The sequence below is a fragment of the Myroides sp. genome (assembly GCF_032073645.1).
In the GTDB taxonomy this organism is placed as follows: Bacteria; Bacteroidota; Bacteroidia; order Flavobacteriales; family Flavobacteriaceae; genus Flavobacterium; species Flavobacterium odoratimimum.
This window is the reverse complement of the sequence record NZ_DAMANB010000013.1, coordinates 76,521-99,598: the sequence shown is the minus strand read 5'-3', so window position 1 is coordinate 99,598 and position 23,078 is coordinate 76,521. Positions and strand designations below refer to the sequence as shown.

At 34.7% G+C, this 23,078-nt stretch carries 19 protein-coding genes; 15 read left to right on the top strand and 4 right to left on the bottom strand.

The features are described 5' to 3' along the window. Positions 1-22: 22 nt before the first annotated feature. From RT228_RS11005 to RT228_RS10995, 3 genes are all read left to right on the top strand, one after another. The gene (locus tag RT228_RS11005; protein ID WP_016649299.1) at positions 23-1,189 is read left to right on the top strand and encodes a TlpA disulfide reductase family protein; all 1,167 of its coding nucleotides are present in this window, start codon (positions 23-25) and stop codon (positions 1,187-1,189) included. Positions 1,190-1,618: 429 nt separating this feature from the next. Beyond that, a complete protein-coding gene (locus tag RT228_RS11000) occupies positions 1,619-2,752 on the top strand; it encodes a TlpA disulfide reductase family protein (RefSeq protein ID WP_313138674.1) in 1,134 nt (377 codons plus the stop codon). 189 nt (positions 2,753-2,941) lie between these two features. Further along, complete coding sequence (locus RT228_RS10995; protein ID WP_058699973.1) at positions 2,942-4,099, top strand: TlpA disulfide reductase family protein; 1,158 nt, start codon at positions 2,942-2,944, stop codon at positions 4,097-4,099. Between the two features lie 488 nt (positions 4,100-4,587). Here RT228_RS10995 and RT228_RS10990 read toward each other — a convergent pair whose 3' ends face one another. The 3 genes from RT228_RS10990 to RT228_RS10980 all read right to left on the bottom strand — a co-directional run bounded on the left by RT228_RS10990 (position 4,588) and on the right by RT228_RS10980 (position 8,800). Continuing rightward, positions 4,588-5,310, bottom strand: a complete 723-nt coding sequence (locus RT228_RS10990; RefSeq protein WP_006260044.1) for a TIGR00730 family Rossman fold protein — start codon at positions 5,308-5,310, stop codon at positions 4,588-4,590. A 4-nt stretch (positions 5,311-5,314) separates the two neighbouring features. Then, on the bottom strand, positions 5,315-8,149 hold the full coding sequence (gene uvrA / locus RT228_RS10985) for an excinuclease ABC subunit UvrA (RefSeq protein ID WP_039329670.1): 2,835 nt from the start codon (positions 8,147-8,149) through the stop codon (positions 5,315-5,317). A 240-nt stretch (positions 8,150-8,389) separates the two neighbouring features. Continuing rightward, a complete protein-coding gene (locus RT228_RS10980) occupies positions 8,390-8,800 on the bottom strand; it encodes a four helix bundle protein (RefSeq protein WP_082013838.1) in 411 nt (136 codons plus the stop codon). A gap of 416 nt (positions 8,801-9,216) precedes the next feature. On the opposite strand from RT228_RS10980, the gene RT228_RS10975 reads away from it, so the two are divergent. The 12 genes from RT228_RS10975 to RT228_RS10920 all read left to right on the top strand — a co-directional run bounded on the left by RT228_RS10975 (position 9,217) and on the right by RT228_RS10920 (position 21,411). Beyond that, entirely contained in the window at positions 9,217-10,185 is a 969-nt protein-coding gene (locus tag RT228_RS10975) for a zinc-binding alcohol dehydrogenase family protein (RefSeq protein ID WP_039329666.1), read from the top strand. A gap of 482 nt (positions 10,186-10,667) precedes the next feature. Then, on the top strand, positions 10,668-11,522 hold the full coding sequence (locus tag RT228_RS10970; RefSeq protein WP_006261339.1) for an energy transducer TonB: 855 nt from the start codon (positions 10,668-10,670) through the stop codon (positions 11,520-11,522). 83 nt (positions 11,523-11,605) lie between these two features. Next, entirely contained in the window at positions 11,606-13,072 is a 1,467-nt protein-coding gene (locus tag RT228_RS10965; protein ID WP_286420934.1) for a TlpA family protein disulfide reductase, read from the top strand. 353 nt (positions 13,073-13,425) lie between these two features. Further along, the gene (locus RT228_RS10960; RefSeq protein ID WP_006261336.1) at positions 13,426-14,211 is read left to right on the top strand and encodes a hypothetical protein; all 786 of its coding nucleotides are present in this window, start codon (positions 13,426-13,428) and stop codon (positions 14,209-14,211) included. An 18-nt stretch (positions 14,212-14,229) separates the two neighbouring features. After that, positions 14,230-15,024, top strand: a complete 795-nt coding sequence (locus RT228_RS10955) for a hypothetical protein (RefSeq protein ID WP_006261335.1) — start codon at positions 14,230-14,232, stop codon at positions 15,022-15,024. A 4-nt stretch (positions 15,025-15,028) separates the two neighbouring features. After that, on the top strand, positions 15,029-15,877 hold the full coding sequence (locus RT228_RS10950; protein WP_006261334.1) for a hypothetical protein: 849 nt from the start codon (positions 15,029-15,031) through the stop codon (positions 15,875-15,877). A gap of 151 nt (positions 15,878-16,028) precedes the next feature. After that, positions 16,029-16,235, top strand: coding sequence for a hypothetical protein (locus RT228_RS10945; protein ID WP_016649307.1), 207 nt, complete (start codon positions 16,029-16,031; stop codon positions 16,233-16,235). Positions 16,236-16,483: 248 nt separating this feature from the next. Continuing rightward, positions 16,484-17,551 carry an ankyrin repeat domain-containing protein gene (locus RT228_RS10940; RefSeq protein ID WP_286420933.1) on the top strand — a complete coding sequence of 356 codons (1,068 nt, stop codon included), beginning with the start codon at positions 16,484-16,486 and terminating at the stop codon, positions 17,549-17,551. Positions 17,552-17,569: 18 nt separating this feature from the next. Next, positions 17,570-18,358: a GLPGLI family protein gene (locus RT228_RS10935; protein ID WP_286420932.1), complete on the top strand. Its 789-nt coding sequence runs from the start codon at positions 17,570-17,572 to the stop codon at positions 18,356-18,358. An 89-nt stretch (positions 18,359-18,447) separates the two neighbouring features. Beyond that, positions 18,448-19,785, top strand: a complete 1,338-nt coding sequence (locus RT228_RS10930) for an NCS2 family permease (RefSeq protein ID WP_286420931.1) — start codon at positions 18,448-18,450, stop codon at positions 19,783-19,785. A gap of 217 nt (positions 19,786-20,002) precedes the next feature. Beyond that, entirely contained in the window at positions 20,003-20,959 is a 957-nt protein-coding gene (locus RT228_RS10925; RefSeq protein WP_006260053.1) for a ketopantoate reductase family protein, read from the top strand. Positions 20,960-21,009: 50 nt separating this feature from the next. Further along, a complete protein-coding gene (locus RT228_RS10920) occupies positions 21,010-21,411 on the top strand; it encodes a hypothetical protein (protein WP_006260054.1) in 402 nt (133 codons plus the stop codon). Between the two features lie 98 nt (positions 21,412-21,509). Here the strand turns inward: RT228_RS10920 and RT228_RS10915 are convergent, their stop codons facing one another. Next, positions 21,510-23,006, bottom strand: a complete 1,497-nt coding sequence (locus RT228_RS10915) for an amino acid permease (RefSeq protein WP_394799930.1) — start codon at positions 23,004-23,006, stop codon at positions 21,510-21,512. Between the last annotated feature and the right edge of the window lie 72 nt (positions 23,007-23,078).

The following is a 23,078-nucleotide window of genomic DNA, read 5'->3' as shown; positions in this document are numbered from 1 at the left end:
AGTTTTAATTAAAAAATTAATTATGAAGAAGTTAAGTGTTTTGTTCGCGTTGGTTTTATTGATGGTCTCTTGCCAGAAGAAGAATACAATCGAAATAATAACAGAGAATCTACCAGATAACACTAAAGTAGAAGTCTATATAAGAAGCTTAGATTTTAATGAACCAGAAGTTGTAGCTACTGGAGATATAGTAGGAGGTAAGGTAGTATTAGATAATCCATTTACAGAGGGAGAATGGGCTTATCTTTCGATAAAAGAGTCAGAAGATGTGAATCATATCGTTCTTTTTATTGGTGAACCAGGTGCAATTACCATTCGATTTGATAAGAATAATCCTGATAAAAGTACTGTTGAAGGAACGGCCAATAATAAGAAAGTACAGCAGTTTATGGAAGATACGCGCCCTATATCAGAAAAATTGAATGTTTTCGTCGAAAAGAATATGGCAAGAATGCAAGAATTAGCTGATTCAACAATAAGTGATGATGGTCAAGAAGAATTAAAGAGGTTAAAAGAAGAGTACTCTGGTTTTGCAAATGAGTTCGATTCAACAATCAAGAAGTATGAAGCAGCAAATAGAGATAACGTATTTGGATTGATCATGTTTGTAGAATTGATGAATATGCAAGAGAAATCATTAGTGGAGTATAAAGCTGATTTTGACAAATATCCAGAAGCATTGAGAACATCTAAATTCGGTAAGCGAGTAGAAGCACGTATCAATGATTTAGTAGAAAATGAAGGGAAAGAGGTTATTACATTTAAAATAGGGGATAAATTACCAGAGTTTAAAGGATTTACTCCTGAGGATAAAGAATTAACGCTATCCTCTTTTTTAGAAGGGAAGAAACTAGTGCTTGTAGATGTGTGGGCTTCATGGTGTGGTCCTTGTCGTCAAGAGAACCCAAATGTTGTCAAAACGTATGAAGACTATCATAAGCTTGGTTTTGACATTATAGGATATTCTTTAGATAAGGATAAAGTAGCTTGGGTTAAGGCTATTGCAGCAGATAAGTTAACTTGGGCACAAGTTTCTAATCTACAGTTCTGGAAAGACCCGATTGTTGCAGATTATGGTATACAAGGGATTCCTGCGAATTACTTAATTGATGGTAATGGTGTTATTGTAGCAATGGATTTGAGAGGAAATGAATTAGGAGAAAAAATAAAAGAGCTGTTAGTAAAATAATTGATACAGTAAGTATATCTTAGAACTGCTATGACTTTAGGTTATAGCAGTTTTTTTTTGAAACTAGAATATGCTCTTTAACCCAAATTACGCATTAGCCAAATACTACAAAGCAATTCTACTTCATAGTTCTTTCATTAGCTCTAAAACCATACTATAGTATGCTTTAATCACTAATTCAGACCTATTTTGTTTAATTACTTTTCGTTTATATGTCTATTGCATAATTCGGGTTTTAGACACTTATTGCTAAGGTAGAAGGTGGAATAGATTTGTTGTGATTCAAGTTTTTAGCAGAATAATACAAGTTTTTAGCCAAATTTGTTAATATACTGATGCGAAAGGTTAATTGTGATTAAAAGTCAACAAAAGTATGGGGATTACTCCTTTATAATATCTATTTTTAACCTGTAAATAAAAAATATCCAAATGAAGAAGTTAAGTATATTGCTTTTTGGCGCATTGGTATTTGTATCGTGCCAAGATAAAAATGTAATTGAAATTACGACGAAGAATATTCCAGATAATGCAAAAGTAGAAATACTGTCTAAAGAGATTGGTCAAGATACGCCGTTTGCGGTAGCAGAAGGAGTTATTGTGGATGGTAAGGTGAGCCTTAAGAATCCGTTTACAGAAATAGATGAAGCTTTTCTTTCTATCCAAGAGGAGGGACAGGTAGGGCATAGCATTTTCTTTATGGGAGAACCTGGTAAAATTACCATTGAATATGACCAACATCATCCTGATCGCCCTATCATTGGTGGAACTGAGAATAATATAAAGTTACAACAGTTCTTAAATGAGATGAAACCTTATACTGATAAACTGACACAGTTTCTAACTGAGAATGGGGCGGTACTTAATAATGCATCTGGTGATAACGATCCAGCAGTCATAAAAAAGTTGAAACAACAATATAAAGTATTGTCAGAAGAGACTTCTAGATTAGTAGATAAATTTGAGATAGAGAACAATAGAACAGCTTTAGGGCTATTAATGATTTCTCAAAAGATAGGTTCGAAAGAAAAGTCATTAGAAGAATTAAAAGAAGAGTTTAGTAAATACCCAGCACAGTTAAAAAAGACAAAATTAGGTAAGAAGGTGCAGTCGCTATTAACAGGAGCAGAAGGAGACTTAGCTATTGGAGGTAAGTTACCTGACTTTAAGGGACTGACACCAGAAGGCGAAGAATTAACCCTAACGGATTTCTTAAAAGATAAAAAGTTAGTCTTAGTAGATCTATGGGCTTCGTGGTGTGGACCATGCCGTCAAGAGAATCCTAATCTAGTGAAAGCGTATGAAGCATATCACGATAAAGGTTTTGATATTATAGGGTATTCACTAGATAAAGAAGAAGTAGCTTGGAAAAAAGCTATTCAAGTAGATAAGTTAACTTGGACTCAGGTTTCTAATTTGATGTATTGGGATGATCCTATTGTACCGATTTATGGAATAGAGGGAATTCCTGCAAGTTACTTAATAGATGGGAATGGTACTATTCTAGCAATGAACTTGAGAGGAGAAGAACTTAGTAAGAAGATAGAAGAAATCTTAGCTAAGTAATTAGAAAATATAAAGCTATCATGAGTATGTTCATGCTAGCTTTTTTTATTACAATTATAGAACTGTATAAGGCATTTATAGGGTAAGCATAATAGTATTTAGTTAATCATTTTAAAAAGTATGTAAAAATAAGGGGGTTCGTTTAAAATAATGTCTATTTTTAAGGATTAAAATAAAAAACATATTTAAATGAAAAAATTAGGAGTTTTTCTTATCGCCGCATTAGTATTTGCATCGTGTGAGAAAAAAAGTGTTATTGAAGTGACTGCTAGTAACTTCCCTGATAATACTGAAGTAGAAATATTAGCTGTAGAAATAGGTAAAGATGTGCCTACAGAGGTAGCTAAAGGAACTATCGTAGGTGGGAAAGTATCTATCGAACATAAGTTTACAGAGTTAGACGAAGCTTTTTTAAGTATTAAAAGTGAAGGAGAGCAAGGGTTTAATGCCTTTTTCTTAGGTGAACCTGGAACGATTACAATCAAGATTGATAAAGAAACACCAGAGAAGACTGTTGTTGGTGGAACTGAGAACAATGAGAAGCTTCAGAAGTTTCAAAATGAAATCAATCCTTATGCAGAGAAGATCATGAAGTTCTCTGATGAGAATGGAATGCAAATGATGATGATGGCTCAGAGTGGTCAAACAGATTCTGAAGAGTTTAAAAAATTACAAGCTCAGTACGAAGAATTATTAGTAGCTCCTAAAACTATTTTAGATAAATACGCTAAAGAGAATGAGGGGAATGCTTTCGGAATGTTTTTACTAAATCAAATGATTCCTGCAGGAGAAAAAACTCCAGCAGAATTTAAAGCAGAGTACGATAAATATTCTAAAGGATTAAAAGAATCTAAGATAGGTAAGAGAGTTGCTGAGCGTTTAAGCCAAATATTAGATGAGGGTGAAGGAGTAAAAGGATTATCAGTAGGAGAAAAATTACCAGAGTTTAAAGCACTTACACCAGAAGGAAAAGAATTAACTCTATCTTCTTTCTTACAAGGAAAGAAGTTAGTGTTAGTAGATGTTTGGGCAGCATGGTGTGGACCTTGTCGTCAAGAGAATCCTAATGTTGTAAAAGCGTATGAAGCTTACCATGCAAAAGGGTTTGATATTATCGGATACTCTATCGATAAAGAAGATGCTGCATGGAAGAAAGCGATTGCAACAGATAAATTAACTTGGACTCAAGTGTCTAACTTAAAGTTCTGGGAAGATCCTATCGTTGCAGATTATGGTATCGAAGGGATCCCTGCTAACTACCTTGTAGATGGTAACGGAACTATCCTTGCTATGAACTTAAGAGGTGAGGAGCTAAGTAAAAAAGTAGAAGAATTATTAGCTAAATAATCTTCAGTTAAAATATACAAAAGGGCTGTTATGACAATGTCGTAACAGCCCTTTTTGTGAATTAAAAATGGCTGCCCTTCGGGGAATTACGAATTAAAAATTACGAATTAGGAATGTTTGCCCTTCAGGCATTAGGTACGTATATCGCGTCCAACTAGTTCGCGCGGCAACCCGTACGGTTATCACATACGCCTGATAACGTATATCACGCTCAGTATGTCATCCTGAGTGTAACGAAGGATCTCATCCTATGAGTCACGTGTGGGATCCTTCCTGTCGTCAGGATGACATACTGTATGTTTATGCGGTACTACTATTCCCCTCCTTAGGAGGGGTGCCCACAGGGCGGGGTGGTTTCTTCGTTTAATTACGAATTTCAAATTAGGAATTAAGAATGTTTGCCTACGGCAGTAGGTACGTATATTACATACAAAAAAAGACCGTTATATCGCTATAACAGTCTTTTCTATCAGGATCTAAAACACTTTTTAGAAATTTGGTTTCAAATTGTACTTTTTGTAGAAAGCATCAATTACTTCTACAACTTCGTCAGCTGAATCAACGATCTTGATTAAGTTCATATCTTCAGGAGAGATATTGTGGTATTTATCTAAAAGAACATCTTTTACCCAATCAATTAATCCACCCCAGAAAGCACTACCTACTAATACGATAGGGAATTTAGCAATCTTTTTTGTTTGGATCAATGTGATCGCTTCGAATAATTCATCTAGCGTACCGAATCCTCCAGGCATAACTACAAACCCTTGAGAATATTTAACGAACATTACCTTACGTACGAAGAAATAATCGAACTGTAAGTTCTTATCGCTATCAATATATGGGTTGAAGTGTTGCTCGAAAGGTAGCTCTATGTTTAGACCTACAGATACTCCCTTACCTAAGTGAGCTCCTTTATTACCAGCTTCCATGATACCAGGACCACCACCAGTAATAATACCATAACCTGCTTTACTTACTTTAAAAGCAATTTCTTCTGCTAATTTATAGTAAGGATCATCTGTCTTCGTTCTAGCAGAACCAAAGATAGACACACATGGCCCGATACGACCTATTTTCTCATACCCATTAACGAATTCAGACATGATTTTAAAGATTCCCCATGAATCATTAGTCTTAATCTCATTCCAAGATCTTTGTTTGAACTTGTCTTGGATCTTAGCCTCTTCGCTTTCAAATGCTTCTTTCATATTCTTAATTTTTTAATTCCATTTTTAAAAACTTAGCTGTATAGCTTTTCTCATTTTTACATATTTCTTCAGGTGTTCCTTTAGCAACTATCTGACCACCTTGACTACCTCCCTCATATCCCACATCGATGATATAATCTGCTGTTTTGATAACATCTAGATTGTGTTCGATAATTAAGATAGAATTCCCTTTATCCACTAATCTATTGATTACCTCCATCAGCACTCGTATATCTTCGAAGTGCAGACCTGTTGTAGGTTCGTCTAAGATATAAAACGTATTACCTGTGTCTTTCTTAGATAACTCACTCGCTAGTTTGATACGTTGAGCCTCTCCTCCAGATAGAGTAGTACTCTGTTGACCTAGGGTGATATATCCAAGTCCTACTTCGTTTATCGTTTTAATCTTTCTATATATCTTCGGAATATTCTCAAAGAATCCTACAGCTTCTGCTACAGTCATATCTAGTATATCTGATATAGACTTTCCTTTATAGCGAATCTCTAGTGTTTCTCTATTGAATCGTTTTCCTTGACATGTTTCACATTCTACATAGACATCAGGTAAGAACCCCATCTCTATGGTACGCACTCCAGATCCTTCACAGGTATCACATCGTCCCCCTTTTACATTAAAGCTAAAACGACCAGGTTTATACCCTCGTATAGCCGCTTCTGGTACTTGTGCAAATAAGTTTCTTATATCAGAGAATACATCTGTATAAGTAGCAGGGTTAGATCTAGGTGTACGTCCTATCGGACTTTGATCGATAGAAATCACCTTGTCAATATGTTCTAGACCTACTATTTTTTTATAAGGTTGTGGCTTCGCTACTGCGTGGAAGAAGTGCGTGTTTAAGATCGGGTATAATGTACCGTTGATTAACGTAGATTTACCAGACCCTGACACTCCTGTCACACAAGTAAGTGTCCCTAGAGGAATCTCTATGGTCACATCCTTTAAATTATTTCCTGTTGCGCCTTCTAACTTCAATGTTTTACCATTTCCTTTTCTGCGTTTTTTAGGAACTTCTATTTTAAGCTTACCATTTAGGTAATTCGCTGTTAATGTATCTTCTTTTAATAATTGAGCAGGTGTACCTTCACTTATTATCTTTCCTCCATTCTTACCTGCTTTAGGACCGATGTCGATAACGTAATCTGCACGTTCGATCATATCCTTATCATGTTCTACTACGAGGACAGAGTTACCGATGTCTCTTAGTGACTCTAGCGATTTGATTAACCTTTCATTGTCTCGTTGATGTAATCCGATACTCGGTTCATCTAAGATGTATAATACACCTACTAACTGAGAACCTATCTGAGTCGCTAATCTGATTCGCTGAGCTTCCCCACCTGATAAAGTACGAGAGCTTCTATTCAAAGATAAGTAAGTTAATCCAACATCTTGCAAGAAAGATAGACGAGTAGTGATTTCTTTTAATACTTCAGACCCAATACTCTTTTGTTTCTCTGATAATTTGCTTGGTAATTCTTTAAACCAATTGATTAGTGTCTCTACATCCATCTGTATAAGCTCACCGATATTCTGATCGCCTATTTTGAAATAGAGTGCTTCTTTTTTAAGACGAGTACCATTACATTCAGGACAGTCGATTTCATCCATAAACTCTTTCGCCCATCTTTTAATAGTTGCACTATCACTTTCTTCAAATTGGTTTTTGATGAAATTGACAATACCTTCGAAGTCTATCTTATAGTTCTTTGTGATACCCGCTACTTTAGATACTACAGCGAAACTCTCTTGTCCACCATTTAGAATAATATCCATGGCTTCTGCTGGAATCTTTTCTATAGGATCATTCAGAGAGAAGTTATATTTATCAGCGATAATCTCTAATTGTTTGAACATCCAAGATTTCTTCTCTGTTCCTAGAGGAATAAGACCTCCACCTTTGATAGAAATCTTAGGGTCTGGGATAATCTTGAGTTGATTTATCTCGTTGATCGTACCTAACCCGTTACAGCATGGGCACGCTCCCTTAGGAGAGTTAAAAGAGAAATTATTAGGTTCTGGTTTAGAATAAGAGATACCTGTGGTAGGACACATTAGGTGACGACTAAAGAAACGAGCTGTCTCTCCTTCATGCTCTAATACCATGATGATATCATCTCCATAGTGCATGGCTACTTTGATACTTTCTGTAAGGCGTTGCTTAGTCTGTTCTGTATCGTCTATAGCTATTCTATCGATTACTGTTTCGATATCATGCGTCTTATATCTATCCACACGCATACCTGAAGTGATGTCTTTAATCTCTCCATCTATGCGCACTTTTAAGAATCCTTGTTTCGCTATCTGTTCAAATAGCTCTCTATAATGTCCCTTTCTAGCGCGTACTACAGGGGCTAGTATATTGATGCGTTTACCTTGATATTCACTGATGATCAGGTCTAGAATCTGCTCGTCAGAGTAACTCACCATTTTTTCGCCCGTATTATAACTATACGCTTCACCCGCTCTAGCGTATAGCAAACGCATAAAGTCATATATCTCAGTGATCGTACCTACAGTAGATCTTGGGCTTTTATTGGTTGTCTTCTGCTCGATAGCAATCACAGGAGACAGACCGTCTATCTTATCCACATCAGGTCTTTCTAGTCCTCCTAAGAATTGTCTAGCATAAGCAGAGAAAGTCTCTATATATCGGCGTTGGCCTTCTGCATAAATAGTATCAAAGGCTAGAGATGATTTTCCCGAACCGGATAAACCTGTGATAACCACCAGTTTTTCGCGAGGGATAGACACATCTATATTTTTAAGATTGTGAACTCTAGCTCCTAGTACTTCTATTGTTTCTTCTGTTTTAGACATATTTTTTGGCAAAGGAACAAATATACAATTTTATCTCACCAATGAGAAGGACATCTGTCATTCTGCGATAGAGATTAGCAATTTTTTATTTCGTTGTTTTGTGAGTTTGTTATTTTGTGAGTTTGTGATTTTGTTGTTTTGTAATTTTGCTTTCTTACCTCTTCACAAATAGCATCTTCACAAAAAAACACCTTCACACCTTCACCTCTTCACAAATAGCACCTCCACAAAATAGCACCTTCACGATTCACCAATTTTTTTGCTTAAAGCATATATCTGATTAGTAATAAGTCCTATTTTCTCGCGTGTGTAGTTATATTCCTCTATAGTTAAGAACTCAAGATCTAAACTAAGTATTAAGAAATTAATAACTTCCATAGCGGAAGAATAGGCTATATTTAAGAACCTTAACTTTTCTTTATTGCTGTTTCTTGACATTCCTTCTGCTATATTAGCTGGTATACTATAAGTTGCACGTCTTAATTGAGATACTAAACCAAATAATTCTTCTTTTGGAAATCTATTAGTAAGAATATGTATGTCCTTGCTTAAACTTCTGGCGTTCTTCCATACTTCTAAGCGTTCAAAGTAGTATATAAACATGAATGTCTTTTTTGTGTTCAATAAATGATTAATCAATAAATATTCCATGATCATGGATTGTTTATTATGAAATTGTTATTTCGTTGTTTTGTGAGTTTGTTGTTTTGTGAGTTTGTGATTTTGCGAGTTTGTTATTTTGTGAGTTTGTGATTTTGCGAGTTTATTATTTTGTTATTCTGTGAGTTTGTTGTTTTGTGAGTTTGTGATTTTGCGAGTTTATTATTTTGTTATTCTGTGAGTTTGTTGTTTTGTGAGTTTATTATTTTGTTATTTTGTGAGTTTGTTGTTTTGTAATTTTGCTTTCTCTCACCTTCACAAAAAAGCACCTCCACAAAATAACACTTTCACAAAAAAACACCTCCACACCTTCACAAATAACACCTTCACATCTTCACAAAAAAACACCTTCACAAAAAAAGACAAAAAAAATAAGTACTTTTAGAGCTAAATTATAACACACAACAATGAAAGCGGCAATATTATATAAATCGGGTAGCACACCCAAATGTGGAGAGATAGACTCCACACTCACTGTGGAAGAGGGGCATAGGATCATTAAGGTCAAAGCTTCTGCGGTAAAGAATCTAGATAAATCTAGAGTAAGCGGAAAACACTATGCAAGTTATAAAGAGTTCCCTACTGTAGTGGGGACAGATGGAGTAGGAGAATTAGAAGATGGGACTAGAGTATATGGATTTGGTATCACAGGGATGTTAGCGGAGCAAGCCATAATAGGAGATAATTATACCCCTATTCCTCATACCTTAGATAATGTGACAGCTGCAGCATTACCTAATGCAGTACTAGGATCAGCTATGCCACTGCTGATTAGAGCGAAGTTAGAAGCAGGTCAGACAGTCTTGTTTAATGGAGCTACGGGATTCACAGGACAAGTAGCGGTACAGATAGCAAAACACTATGGCGCTAAACATATCATAGTCACAGGGAGAAATGAAAAACTCCTAGACGAATTAAAATCTTATGGAGCTAGTCATACCATCAATTTAAAAGATACGGACGAAAATATAAAGCAACAATTAAGTGCGATTCACAAAGAGACTCCTATCGATATTGTAATTGACTATTTATGGGGCAAACCTATTTCGCTTATCATGGAGGTATTAAAGGGAGAGTCTGTGACTCACCTTGCCCATACTACTAAGATTGTTACTGCAGGTGATATGGCAGGTAAAGAAATTACGTTATCATCAGCCATACTTAGAAGCTCAGCTATTGAGATTTTAGGTTCTGGCTTTGGAAGTCTTTCACCAGAAGAGCTCATTGTATTTAATAAAGTTATACTACCAGAGATGTTTTTATTAGCATCGAATAATAAACTGCACATCCAGACCGAAGCACATGCGATAGAAGATATCGAGCATGTATGGAATAAGCAAGTCCCTTCGGGTACTAGATTGGTGATCACTATTTGATATATAAAATCTAAAAATTTAAAGAGCTACTTTATCCGAAGTAGCTCTTTTTTTGTTTTTTCACTCGTTAGTATGATTAGTTATAACTGTATCGTTATAGTAGGACGAGACACTTTTTCTTTTGAATGAGTCCGTAGTGAGTCCGTAGTGAGTCCGTAGTGAGTCCGTAATAAGTCCGTTAATTAGCACAAAATAACGGAGGGAGTAGGGACTTACTTCTCAAGTATAAAAGTATTGTCTGAAAGAATAGCAATACGAACTATGAACTAGGCTAGAAACAACTTCTGTTAATGTTTATTTAAGAAAAATAAATCCTTAAAATAATAAATGTGTATTATTTTCGTTTATAATTTGTATATTAGTCATATACTTTAGTTTAATATTAATTTTTTAATACAGTATGAGAGCAGCTGTAGATTGATTTAGCTGTTGGTATTCGAATAATCCAACAGCCTATTGTTTAACATTTAAAATAAATAATTATGGCAAAGAATGATTTGTTTAGAAAAGATTGGTTGGATATCGTCTTTGAGCACCGCAATAAGGCGTATGGAGCGTATAATTTGCGCAAAAACAGTTCGCGTACCACCGTTTTATCCTTAGTAGCAGGAATGTTTCTCTTTAGTGCCGTATTTATTGTTCCTACAGTGATCTCTAATTTATTTGCAAGTAATGATCCAGGTTCGGTTGTAGTGATTATTGATGAAGTTATTAAACCTACAGCAGTAGAAGAAGAAATCTTTACGCCTAAGGAGGAGCCAATCGTAGAACTCCCTGCCAACAAGGTAGAAACAGTATTAAGCAAGACTAAAGAAGTAGAGTTTCACGAGTTCGAGGCAGCAGATGCGAATGAGGTTACTACAGTAGCCCCTAAAGTAGATGAGTTTATAGATGCTAATCCGGGCGCACATAATCTAGATGCTAATCCAGATGGCGTAATTGCTATTGATGAAGCTAGAACAGATAATCCAGCTGAAGTGGTGGATTCTAATGATGCTACAACAGGAGAAGCGCTAGAAGATACGACAGTGTATATAGGAGTATCTACTAAAGCAGAACCTTATGAGACAATGGCTAAATTTAGCAGCCGATTTGTGGGTTCATTTAGAACACCAGATTTGGATGCTAGTGTGAAGGAAGTAAAAGTTATTATGTCTTTTATAGTAGAGAAAGATGGTAGTCTAACAGATATCAAGGTGATGAGAGATCCTGGATATGGAGTAGGGCAAGAGGCTATTAGGGTCTTAAAGAGAATGCCAAAATGGAAACCTGCCCTAAATAAAGGAAAGGCAGTTCGTTCTCAGTTCACACTACCTGTTACGATTAGAGTTCAGTAAATTGTTTAGACTTTTCTATATTAAGCAGTATTCAGAGATGGATGCTGCTTTTTTTATTAAATTTAGTTTTTACTTAGTTGATTATGAAGACAAACATTGTGCAGTACTTATTTTTAGTAACCCTAGTGCTTATTGGAGGGATTATGACAGGCTGTTTAGATAAGAACAGGAATATTAAATCTTCTGTTGCGGAAGCCAAACAAATTGTGTTTGTATTTGAGCCTCAAGAGATAGACTGGAGTAGTAATCGCTTAAAGAGTAATGCAATTATATATTTTGATAAAGATAGCTTGCAAGTAAAGAACTATGCGGTAAACAACTATTTAAAAGGAGATACGATTGTGATTACTGTTAAGGATCAAGAAGTGTATTTTAACTATTACCTATCTAATGGTAAGGGTATTAAACAGAATTTATTTTATAATTTTCAACGAGGGGATACTATAGATGTCAGATATGTTGATAATCTACCTTTAGTTGATAATCGACATAGAAAAGAAAATCTTGAGGAGATAAATATTCAGCAATACTTATATAGTAAACAACCTTTAGAACAAAGCTTGTTTAGAAATAGATATGGCAGGAATCGCTCTGCTGAGGAAGAAAAGAGATATCTAGTAGAAGAAGATAACTATTATCATGATGTATATTCAACTCTAGATTCTCTTAAACAAGTAAATCAGTTATCACAACGAATGTATGATGTACTATTTTATAGTAATTACTATTATAGAATCAATACTTATAAAGATACCTATGATTTTAATAGCATAGGTACAGAGGACTTGAGGCGTGATGATTTATTAGTGTCAGGAGCTTATCGCTTTTTCTTAGAGAACTATGTACAGTATTATTACGATATAAAAGTTCCTGATCCTCAAGTTCCTTTTGTAATTGATTACGAAGATGCTTTTAATAAAATAATAATAAGTACTGAGTTTAGCGAAGTGGTCAAGGAGTATCTGCTTCTGTATTATTTCGAACAAATAGTAAATAATGGAATTTTAAAGAAAGAATTAGAGCTTCTATATGAGAAGCTGAAGGTTAATGTAAAAAATGACAAGGCATTGTCTGTAATACAGCAGAAGTATGGAAGTAGGTTAAATAGTGTATCGGATGATAAAAGTGTTCTGCTGCTGGATTCTAATAACAATACAATTTCATTAACAGACATAGTAAAAGAGAATAAAGGTCAAGTTATTGTAATTGATTTTTGGGCTTCGTGGTGTGGTCCTTGTCTTCAGATGATGCCCTATTCCAAAGTTTTAAAAGAGGTGTTAGAACAAGAACCAGTGGTATTTGTTTACATTTCGATTGATAGTGATAAGAGAGCTTGGGCTACTGCTTATAATAAAATAGGATTACCTATTGGTAGGCATAATGTTTTGGCTATGAACTACCCTGAGCATTCTTTCTATGAAGAATTAAATTTGACAGAAATACCACGTTATATCCTATATAATAAGGAAGGAAAATTAGTGAATTCTAAAGCTGCATATCCTAATAGTGATGTGCTTAGAGAAGAGATTTTATCTTTGGTGAAAGAGTAATACGGTTTTATTTTACTGTCTAGAGCATTATTACAGAAGTTAGAGCAATTGCCAAAATAAATCATTTCAGTGTATACAATTTTTGCTTTTTAAAAAAGTGAATGCTAGTAATAGATTAAAGGTACCTTTAACTACTTATTTTAATAGTTAATTTAGTATTTGATTAAAAAGATGTTTAGAAGCAATTATGTTTTTATAAAATCTTTTTTTTGTTAAAATATTATTGATTATTCTAATATATTGTGTTTTTTAAAATTTATTTCTCTATATGTTTATTTGACGTGTTTTGTGTTTGTTTTTTTGTTAAATTTGTATTTAATATTTATTTTTTAACATAATTACAAAGTACTGCTATGAGAATATTATTAATTACTTTTTTATTAATCAGCACATCTGTATTCAGTCAATCGAGTATAGGTGTTAAATTACCTAATCAAAATACAGATTTAACATTAGGGTCAGAGAATAAGGGGATGCTTCCTAATAGGGTGCAATTACAAGATGTATTATCTGCGGCTCCTCTAAAAAAGGAAAACATGGTTGCAGGTACATTAGTGTATAACACTACTGTAGACCCAACTAAAAACCTAGTAGAGGGATACTATTTTTGGCACTCTAGTAACGGCTGGTCTCGTTTATACATTAAGTATGTTCCTACGCGAGATATGAACTTCCTTGCGTTTAAGAAAACAACTAAGGAATATCTCTTACCAGATTACGAGATTAAGGTACCAATAGACGAGTTGAATTATGTATATAAGGCTGAAGAGAATGGTACACTTTTTTTAGATCTAAGTATATATAGTACTATGGCAGGAGGATCTGTAGTTATTGCGGGTAATACCTATTTGTTTACTAATATAGTAGATGAGACAGGGGCTGAGGTCTTTAACGGTGTTACTACAATGTCTCCTTTTGTTGCTACTGTAAATGAACCAGGCAAAATAACTGTAGGGATTTCTAACTTTTCTATCCCTGTAGTGAAAGGAAAAACATATAATATAAGTCATATAGGCGAAGAGTATTGGGCTGGGAATTTTTACAATGTTGCAAAACCTACGTTAGGCACACTTAGTATTGGAGGTAAAAAAGTATATTCATCTATGAAGGTTACTTTCTTATCAGAATTAAGTTTATAATATAAAAAGAGAATTGATATGAGATTTTATAAATATATATTGTTTTATTGTTTTATGAGTGTTTCTCTCTTTGCACAGCAGGGGATAAACACTACTTTACCTAACCCTAATGCGGAGTTAACTTTAGGCTCTACAGATAAAGGGATGTTGTTTAATCGAGTGAAACTAGTTAGTTTGAATTCGCCTAAACCGTTATCAGATACTAGTCTAGATGTAGGTGTAACGGTGTATAATACTAATGTGACAGGTGATCTTACAGAAGGGGTTTATTTTTGGTCTAGTGAAAAAAAGTGGACTAAAATTTATTCTAAAAAGACACCTACACGTCTTACTAACTTAGTAGGATACTTTAGGACAAAATCAAGTATAGAAGTTCCATATCAGCAAAGTGTGCAAATGAAGGATCTAGATTTTGAATATACTGCTTTAGAAGATGGAGTTTTGTTTTTAGAATATTTAATGGTAGCCTATGTTACTTATCAACCAGGTAATGCTACTTTACAAGGGGCTACAGATGCACTCTTCGAGACTATAATCACTGACTCTACTAAAAAAGAGATTTCTAGAGAGTATTGTGCTATTTCTCCTTATATGGTTGTGCCTGGTGATGGAAACAAAGCTGTGACTGCCGTAGGTATATATTATGTTAATGTAAAGAGAGGGGAGAAATATACGGTTAATACTTTTGCTAGTAATGTTTATGCTGGACCAAATGCTAATAAATTTAAGAATATGGTAGGTAACCTTGTTGGTCCAAATAGTAATTATCAATCGTCTTTAAAGGTTACGTTTTTGTCAGAACTTACGAATTAAAATTATGAAAAAGGAAATAGTAAAAAGGATTTGTCATGTCCTAACAGTAATGATTACATTATTCAATGTTTGTATGACTAATGCACAAGTAGGGTTGGGTAATGCTGTACTACCTATTAAAGAGGCGGATCTGACCTTAGAGTCTGACAATAAAGGATTATTAATAAATAGAGTGAAGCTAGTAAGTATGACCTCTGCTGCACCATTAGATCCTGCACATATGGAGGCTGGGATGATAGTTTATAATACAGTTGATACAGGAGATTTAAGAGAGGGGTTTCACTACTGGACAAGTGAGAATAGATGGATGCGTATGTATGTAAAAACCTCACCTAGTAGAGATATGCAATTTGTAACTTTTAAACTGACTAATAAGCAATATGATTTACAAAGTAAAACTACCACTCCTACAGTAGTGAATATGACAGAATTTGATTATGACTATGTAGCAGATAGAGATGGATTGTTATTTTTAGAGTTCGTTATTTATGGTGATATGAGTAGTAGTGAGAGAGCAGCTGCAAATATAATATGTACAACTGAAGTTACTGATAATACTGGAACTGTTGTTTTTACGGGTAATACTGTGCACTCACCATTATTAGTTACAGATTCGGGATTTAACTCTAGTGTAGGTATTTCTAATTTTAGTATAGAGGTTAAAAAAGGCAAAACATATAAGATTCGAACGAAAGCTACGGAGACGAATTATCCTGGTAAACAATATCATTATACTCTGAATAATGATGATAAATGGCTCTACTTTGAACCTAGGGTAGGAGATTTTGATTGGGCTCCGATTATGGCTCACTCTTCTATGAAGGTCACCTTTATGACTGAACCAATTTTGTAAATATCAATTTGTTATTAACTAATATAATTGTTTTGTATATTAATAGAGAAACGTCTAAATAAAAACTAAACCGAGTCTGTAGAGTCTCGGTTTTTTTGTGACTTTAGTCTTTAGGAGGTAAAATCTTAGATGTTTTCTTAATGAAGCCATCTTGGCTTCATGTCTTACAACTTGGTATGCTTTAATTTGTAACTGGTTGATATTTAACCAATTTTTTATTGCGCTTATTTGGGGTTTTGATAGAGGGAGAGAGCCACTAAATGTAGAAGAAATTAGTTATGAGAAAGTTGATGGTTTAGATAAAGAGGGAGAAGTTATTGACATAGATGATAATGTAGAAGAATTGACATTAGAATAAGAGTATAATGGTGATGGAAAAAGGGGATATGTTTATCGTAAACTAGTTAAAGAAAGAAGCCATTTTTTATTAGATATGTTTAGGATAAAGAGTTCTTATGGTTTATATACAACACCTTTTGATTTGAAGAAGTATTGCAGATAGTTTTGATTTTGGTATATAGTTTTAATAAATATTATTTATAATATAAATTATATTGCATTATTCTTTGTATATTCGGGTTGAAAAAAGAAAAAGAAAAGTTGTAAATGGCAAAGAAGAAGAAGAAAACCCTACCCAAGGACTTTCAAGAATTAGTAGATGCTAAGGATATGAAAGCGTTAAAGAAAGTATTTGACACTTGTGAGATAGATGCACGAGGTGGTTATAGTAAGCATACTGCCTTGAGTTTTTATAACGTAAAGGATGAGTTTGTCCGTTGGATGGTGGAGAATGGAGCTGATCTGGAAGCTGTAGATACATATAAGCGAACAGCGCTACATGAACATGCTAGTAGACGCAATGGAAGTATTACGGTTTTCTTAGAATTAGGGGCTAATATACATGCTGTAGATACGTATGGCACTACGCCATTACACTTTGCAGCAGGATATGGATTGAATAAAGATGCTGTAAAGAGATTGATAGAAGTGGGAGCTAATATTCATGCACTAGACTCTTATAAAGAAACACCTTTAAAATGTGCATTGAGACGTGCTAGCAATATTGATTTACCTGCTTTAGTAGAAATCGCTAAGTTACTTTTACCATTTACAAAAGAGATTACACTAGGATTAAAAGATGATGTTACTCGTATAGGAGAACGCTTTGAATTTCATAGAGAAAATTTTAATAAAGAGTTTATAGAAGAAAGCGATACAGCTTTGACTGCTTTATATGAACTATTCGATGTCACACCTGTCAAAAGACGTATTATGCACGATGGAGTATCTAAAATAGAAGTAGCAGGTACTACGTGGGAAGAGCAGTTTGAAGAACTGTGGGATTACTTAATTCCTTCTAAGGGTAAGGCAAAGACTGTACAAGGGGAAGTAGTGCGTATAGCAGGGAAGGTTCGCGATGAAATTTATAGAAATGGAGGAGGCAATTGGGATGCTGATTTTAAAAAGATGTTAGATGCTTTCTTAGTGTATGTATCTTCTTCGAATGCATTGTCTCAAAAGGAATTAGCTGATATCACTGCATTAGTAAAGGAAATTCGCAGAAGTGGTGATGGTGAAACGAGAGAGCTTAATTATCTATGTGAATCGGCGAATAATTGGGTACTTAAGAATAGCAATCCAATAAAATTAGGTGAAGTGAAGTATAAGAGATAATCTTTAATGATAATTGATATGAAGTATTTGTATTTATTACTGTTTTCTAGTTGTATTCTATCTGCTCAAGAGTTTAAGGAAGTAGAAGTGATGAGATATTATTATGAAAGCAAGGTCTTAACTGATAAATCTGTAGGTAAAATTAAGGATGGGACAGCTGTTGTTGATGTGCTAGAGGATCAATCTCGATTTATGGATTATGCATCTTATGAGAGAGAGAGATGGCGACTAACCAAATCAGAGAATACTTCTAAAGAAGAGATTATGCAAAAAGTAGTGTCTTATGTACCTGTTTTTAATTGGTTTGTAATGACAGATAAGGATACCAATACCTTTTATGATAAGATAGGGCGATTACATAACTACTATAAAGAAGATAGAAATGAAATCAAGTGGGATATCAAAGCAAGTAAACTAAAGTGGTATGATTATGACGTGCAAGAGGCAACTGCTACGTATGGAGGAAGGGAGTGGACAGTATGGTTTACACAAGGTATTGCAGGGCAAGTAGGTCCTTATAAGTTCAATAATTTACCAGGATTCGTAGTAAAGGCTTGGGATACCGAAGGACAGTATTCTTTTGAATTTTTAAATAGTCAAAAGATTAAAGTGATTTGGGATGTAAATGAAATAGGGACTTATAGAGAATCTTCTAAAGAGAAGACAAAGAAGGCCATGAGTATCAATGCTAATAAGACCTTTTTAAGTGATTTAGAGGGAACTGGTATAACTATAGGTGAAAAAGGGCAAGAGAGTTTAAATGTAAAGAAGGCAAATTATATAAATCCTATAGAACGCGATTATTAGGTATAAAGACTGATATAATTCTTTATTTTAATTAGAATTGGTTAAATCTTCTTATTTTTGTATGCTTTAAAAAGCAACAACACAACACAATGAAGAATTTTCTTGAGCGCTACTTTCAGTTGAGTAGCAATGGTACTACTATTAAACGAGAGTTTATAGCAGGTATCATCACGTTTCTGACCATGTCTTATATCTTGGTCGTGAATCCAAATATCTTAGCAGATGCAGGGATGGATAGAGAAGCGTTATTTACCACAACTGCCTTAGCTACAATCGTAGCAACCTTATTAATGGGTTTTTATGCAAAGTTACCCATAGCGCAGGCACCAGGAATGGGACTGAATAGTTTCTTTGCTTATTCAGTAGTTTTGACCTTGGGATATACTTGGCAGTTCGCTTTAACGGCTGTATTTATAGAAGGAATTATTTTCTTGTTATTGACGTTTTTTAATGTACGAGAACTTATTGTTAGAAGTATACCGAAAGTTTTAAAAGAAGCAATACCCGCAGGTATTGGGTTATTCATTACTCTTATAGGACTGAAGAGCGCAGGTGTAGTAATGTCAGATCCTAATACCTTAGTGAGATTAGGAGATTTTGGTCAGCATACTGTATGGATGACTTTCATTGGACTTATCGTGACGAGTATTTTATTAATCCGAAATGTGAATGGAGCTATTCTATTTGGTATTTTGAGTGCTACTATTTTTGGGTTGATCTTAGGGGATGTAGCATTGCCGACTAGTATTGTCGCGTTGCCACCTTCTATAGAGCCTATCTTTGGAGAGGCGATTAAACCTATGTTTACAGCAGAGGGATGGAATCAGATACTGTCTATTGATATGGTGGTAGTGGTGTTTACATTCTTATTCGTAAATCTATTTGATACCGTAGGGACGTTAATCGGAGTTATTTCTAAGACTAATTTGGCAGATAAAAATGGTAATTTCCCTCAAATGAAAAAAGCATTGTTTACAGATGCTATGGGGACTACTGTAGGATCTATCTTAGGAACGAGTTCTGTTACTTCTTATGTAGAGAGTGCATCAGGAGTAGCTTCTGGTGGACGTACAGGATTAACAGCTGTAAGTGTAGCAGTTATGTTTGCATTAGCTTTATTCTTAGGGCCTATCTTTTTGATTATTCCAGCTGCAGCAACAGCACCGGCTTTAATCATAGTGGGGTTATTCATGATTTCGTCTGTGACTAGAATCAACTTTGAGAAACTATCAGACGGATTGCCTGCATTCTTAACGATCGTTTTTATGCCTTTTACTTACAGCATTGCTGAAGGAATTGTATTTGGTATGTTGAGTTATACCATACTAAAAATAGGAGCAAAAGAACACAAGGATATTACGCCAACAGTCTATGTATTATCGATACTTTTCTTAGTAAAGATTGTGTTGGATGTGGTGACAAAATAAGTTTTTTTTGTGATGTTGTTTTCTGTTTTTTCGTTTAAGAGAACTATCTTTTACAAGTAAATAGAATTACAGCATAACATATCTGTTTACGGTTTGCGGTGAACAGTTTACAGTATTGCCCTACGGGCATAATGTACTTAGATGACAGAATAGGCTAATAGTTGGTATGATAAACTTAACTAGATCACGATTTCACAAAAAAACAAAAAACAAAATAATGAAAGATAAAAAGAGAATAACAATAGTAGGACTTGGTGGTGTAGGAGGGTTTTATGGAGGATTATTAGCTCATCAATATCAAGATAGTACAGATGTAGAGATATGCTTTATCGCAAGAGGGAAGCACCTTGAAGTAATAAAGGAAAAGGGATTAACTATTTTGTCAAAAGATAGTGAAGTGGTGGGGTACCCTAGTATCGCTACTTCTCAGTGGAGTGATATCGAGCATACAGATTATATTATCCTTGCGACTAAGGGATATGATTTGTCTCAAACGATAGAGGATATGAAATCAGCAGTAGGTGAACATACTGTGATTATTCCGTTGTTAAATGGAGTAGAGGCTTATGAGCAACTGAGAGCTGTATTTGGCGCTTCTAGAGTATGGCAAGGGTGTACGTATATGGTTTCTCGTCTAAAAGAAGCAGGGGTAATTGATAATCCGAGTGGTAGACAACGCATTCTGTTTGGCCTAGATGGTCAAATATCTCAAGAGATGAAAGACTTGGAAACAATTCTAAAAACTGCTGGTGTACATGCTGAAGCGACTTCTTCTATATCTAAGGAGGTGTGGGAGAAGTATATTTTAGTCTCTTCTTCTGCTATGGCTACTGCTTATTATGATAGTAGTTTTGGTGGTGTGATGGAGCATCATCCAGAAGAAATGAGACAATTAATCACAGAGGCTTCTGCTATCGGTAAGAAGAAAGGAGTTGCTCTTGGTGAAGATGTAGTTGAGGTTATTATAGAGCGTTTAAAGGCAATTCCGTATGAGTCAACAACATCTATGCACAGTGATTTTGCTGCTTTTAAAGAGCACAATGAACTTGGTATAATGGGAGGTTATATGGTGAAGCAAGGTGTTGCACAGGGAGTGGAGACCCCAATGTATAAGAAGATGTGTAACTATCTAGTAGTGCACTCTGGAGAGAAATATGTAGGAATAGGAAACTAAATAGTAAGATAAAATAAGTACTAGAGTTAGGTTATAAATTAAGAGAGGGTATGAGAAAAATTGGGGTATTGTTAATTTTGTGTTTAGCAAGTAATATCTATGCACAAGAAAAAGGAAGAAAAGAAAGAGTATCTATAAAATTAGACGTGGAAGATGCGACAATGTTAAATAAAGAGAATGCAATTGACTTACAGGAGTATATCGAAAGTGTTTATTTGAGCTCTACAAAGTTCTTTAATCAAGGGGCATTACCATTAGTAGAAAAAGGTGAATATGCTGTTGTATTAGTAGATTCTGAAGGGAATAATGAACTAAAAAAATCTTCTGATTTTAAAGGTATAGCTGTAGATAAGATAGAGAGTTTTGAATACAAAAAGGTTCCTGGGAAAGATTTTATCAATGGAACTTTTGCTACAAGCTTCGGAATAATAAGTATTAAAATTAAGAGTTAATGCATTACTTTATAATTACTAAAAAAAGCGTGAGTTAGATAATAACTCACGCTTTTTTATTTTGATTGTTGTTTCCTGTTATTCGTTTTCAGTATATATTATCTATCTAAATCCACTTCTTTAAGAGGAATAAGCTTTGTTTTGAATTTTAGCTTATGGTATAAGTAGAAGGCTAAGAAGAATGGAATCCCCATATAAGTGATTAGCATTCCTCTCCAGTCAAATATTCCCTCCATAATTAGTTTAGAATCTTGTCCTATGATTACTAATATACATAATAATAAGGCAAATAATGGACCAAAAGGGAACCATTTTGCTTTATAGACTAGTTGGTCTAGACTTTTGTTTTGAGCGTGGAATGCTCTTCTAAATCTATAATGACTAATCGCTATTCCTAACCAAGCTATAAAACCTGTCAGTCCTGAAGCAGCTAGAATAAAGTCTACAGCATTAGGATGTGTAGATTGTACTGCGAATATTAATAGTACTACAACTCCAGTAGCAATTAGGGCGATCATCGGTACACCGTGTTTGTTCGTTCCACCAAAGGCCTTGTGTGCCATTCCATCTTTCCCCATCGCATATAGCATACGAGTAGAGGCATAAAGGCCAGAATTACCTGCTGATAGAATAGAAGTAAGAATAACAGCATTCATCACAGCTGCTGCAAAGGCTAAATGTGCTTTTTCGAATACTAATGTGAAAGGTGATTTTGCAATCTCAGAAATATCTGCTCCTAATAGAGAAGGACTTGTATAAGGGATGATTAATCCAATAACGAATATGGCTAAGATATAGAATACTAAGATTCTCCAGAATACTTGTTTAATGGCTTTAGGTATATTCTTTTCAGGGTTTTCTGATTCACCTGCAGTAATACCGATTAACTCAGTTCCTTGAAATGAGAAACCTGCAATTAGGAATACGCCTAATACACTTAAGAATTTACCTGAGAATCCGCCTCCTAAAATAGGAGCATCACCTAACGTAAAGTTTTTGAACCCGATGTATTCACCACCTAGTATTCCGAAAATAGTCAATAATCCAATTCCTAAGAATAAAACAACAGTCACTACTTTAATAATAGCAAACCAATATTCTGATTCTCCATAAGCTTTAACAGATAACATATTTAATCCAAAGATGACTAAGAAGAAGAGCAGGCTCCAACCCCAAGTAGGTAAGAATCCTAGAGGCTCCCAATACGAAATAACCACTGCTGCAATAGAGACATCTACTGCTACTGTAATAACCCAATTAAACCAATAGTTCCAACCTAAAGCAAAACCTAGTGATGGATCAACAAATCTAGCGGCATAAGTACTAAACGAACCTGATACGGGTAAGTAAGTAGCCATCTCTCCTAATGAGGTCATTAAGAAATACACCATAAGACCAATCATGGCATAGGCTAATAGAGCACCACCTGGACCTGCCTGATGTATGGCTTCTCCACTTGCCATAAATAAACCTGTTCCGATACATCCTCCAATTGCAATCATGGAAAGGTGTCTAGCCTTTAATCCACGAACTACTTCTTGATTTTTATTTTGATTTTCCATTGTTACTATTTGTTGCAAAAGTATAAAACACATTAGGTTAATTCTAATGAAATTGCTTATTAATTTGAATTAAAGATAATAAAATAAGCGAAATATTGTGTCTTA

Excerpts from the sequence above, each read along its gene's own strand:
- RT228_RS10980 (WP_082013838.1), bottom strand. The coding sequence starts at position 8,800 with ATGGAATATTTATTGATTAATCATTTATTGAACACAAAAAAGACATTC.
- RT228_RS11000 (WP_313138674.1), top strand. The coding sequence starts at position 1,619 with ATGAAGAAGTTAAGTATATTGCTTTTTGGCGCATTGGTATTTGTATCG.
- RT228_RS10915 (WP_394799930.1), bottom strand. The coding sequence starts at position 23,006 with ATGTGTTTTATACTTTTGCAACAAATAGTAACAATGGAAAATCAAAAT.
- RT228_RS10940 (WP_286420933.1), top strand. The coding sequence starts at position 16,484 with ATGGCAAAGAAGAAGAAGAAAACCCTACCCAAGGACTTTCAAGAATTA.
- RT228_RS10930 (WP_286420931.1), top strand. The coding sequence starts at position 18,448 with ATGAAGAATTTTCTTGAGCGCTACTTTCAGTTGAGTAGCAATGGTACT.
- RT228_RS10955 (WP_006261335.1), top strand. The coding sequence starts at position 14,230 with ATGAGATTTTATAAATATATATTGTTTTATTGTTTTATGAGTGTTTCT.
- RT228_RS10925 (WP_006260053.1), top strand. The coding sequence starts at position 20,003 with ATGAAAGATAAAAAGAGAATAACAATAGTAGGACTTGGTGGTGTAGGA.
- RT228_RS10970 (WP_006261339.1), top strand. The coding sequence starts at position 10,668 with ATGGCAAAGAATGATTTGTTTAGAAAAGATTGGTTGGATATCGTCTTT.
- RT228_RS10995 (WP_058699973.1), top strand. The coding sequence starts at position 2,942 with ATGAAAAAATTAGGAGTTTTTCTTATCGCCGCATTAGTATTTGCATCG.
- RT228_RS10975 (WP_039329666.1), top strand. The coding sequence starts at position 9,217 with ATGAAAGCGGCAATATTATATAAATCGGGTAGCACACCCAAATGTGGA.
- RT228_RS10990 (WP_006260044.1), bottom strand. The coding sequence starts at position 5,310 with ATGAAAGAAGCATTTGAAAGCGAAGAGGCTAAGATCCAAGACAAGTTC.
- RT228_RS11005 (WP_016649299.1), top strand. The coding sequence starts at position 23 with ATGAAGAAGTTAAGTGTTTTGTTCGCGTTGGTTTTATTGATGGTCTCT.
- RT228_RS10965 (WP_286420934.1), top strand. The coding sequence starts at position 11,606 with ATGAAGACAAACATTGTGCAGTACTTATTTTTAGTAACCCTAGTGCTT.
- RT228_RS10950 (WP_006261334.1), top strand. The coding sequence starts at position 15,029 with ATGAAAAAGGAAATAGTAAAAAGGATTTGTCATGTCCTAACAGTAATG.
- uvrA (WP_039329670.1), bottom strand. The coding sequence starts at position 8,149 with ATGTCTAAAACAGAAGAAACAATAGAAGTACTAGGAGCTAGAGTTCAC.
- RT228_RS10920 (WP_006260054.1), top strand. The coding sequence starts at position 21,010 with ATGAGAAAAATTGGGGTATTGTTAATTTTGTGTTTAGCAAGTAATATC.
- RT228_RS10935 (WP_286420932.1), top strand. The coding sequence starts at position 17,570 with ATGAAGTATTTGTATTTATTACTGTTTTCTAGTTGTATTCTATCTGCT.
- RT228_RS10960 (WP_006261336.1), top strand. The coding sequence starts at position 13,426 with ATGAGAATATTATTAATTACTTTTTTATTAATCAGCACATCTGTATTC.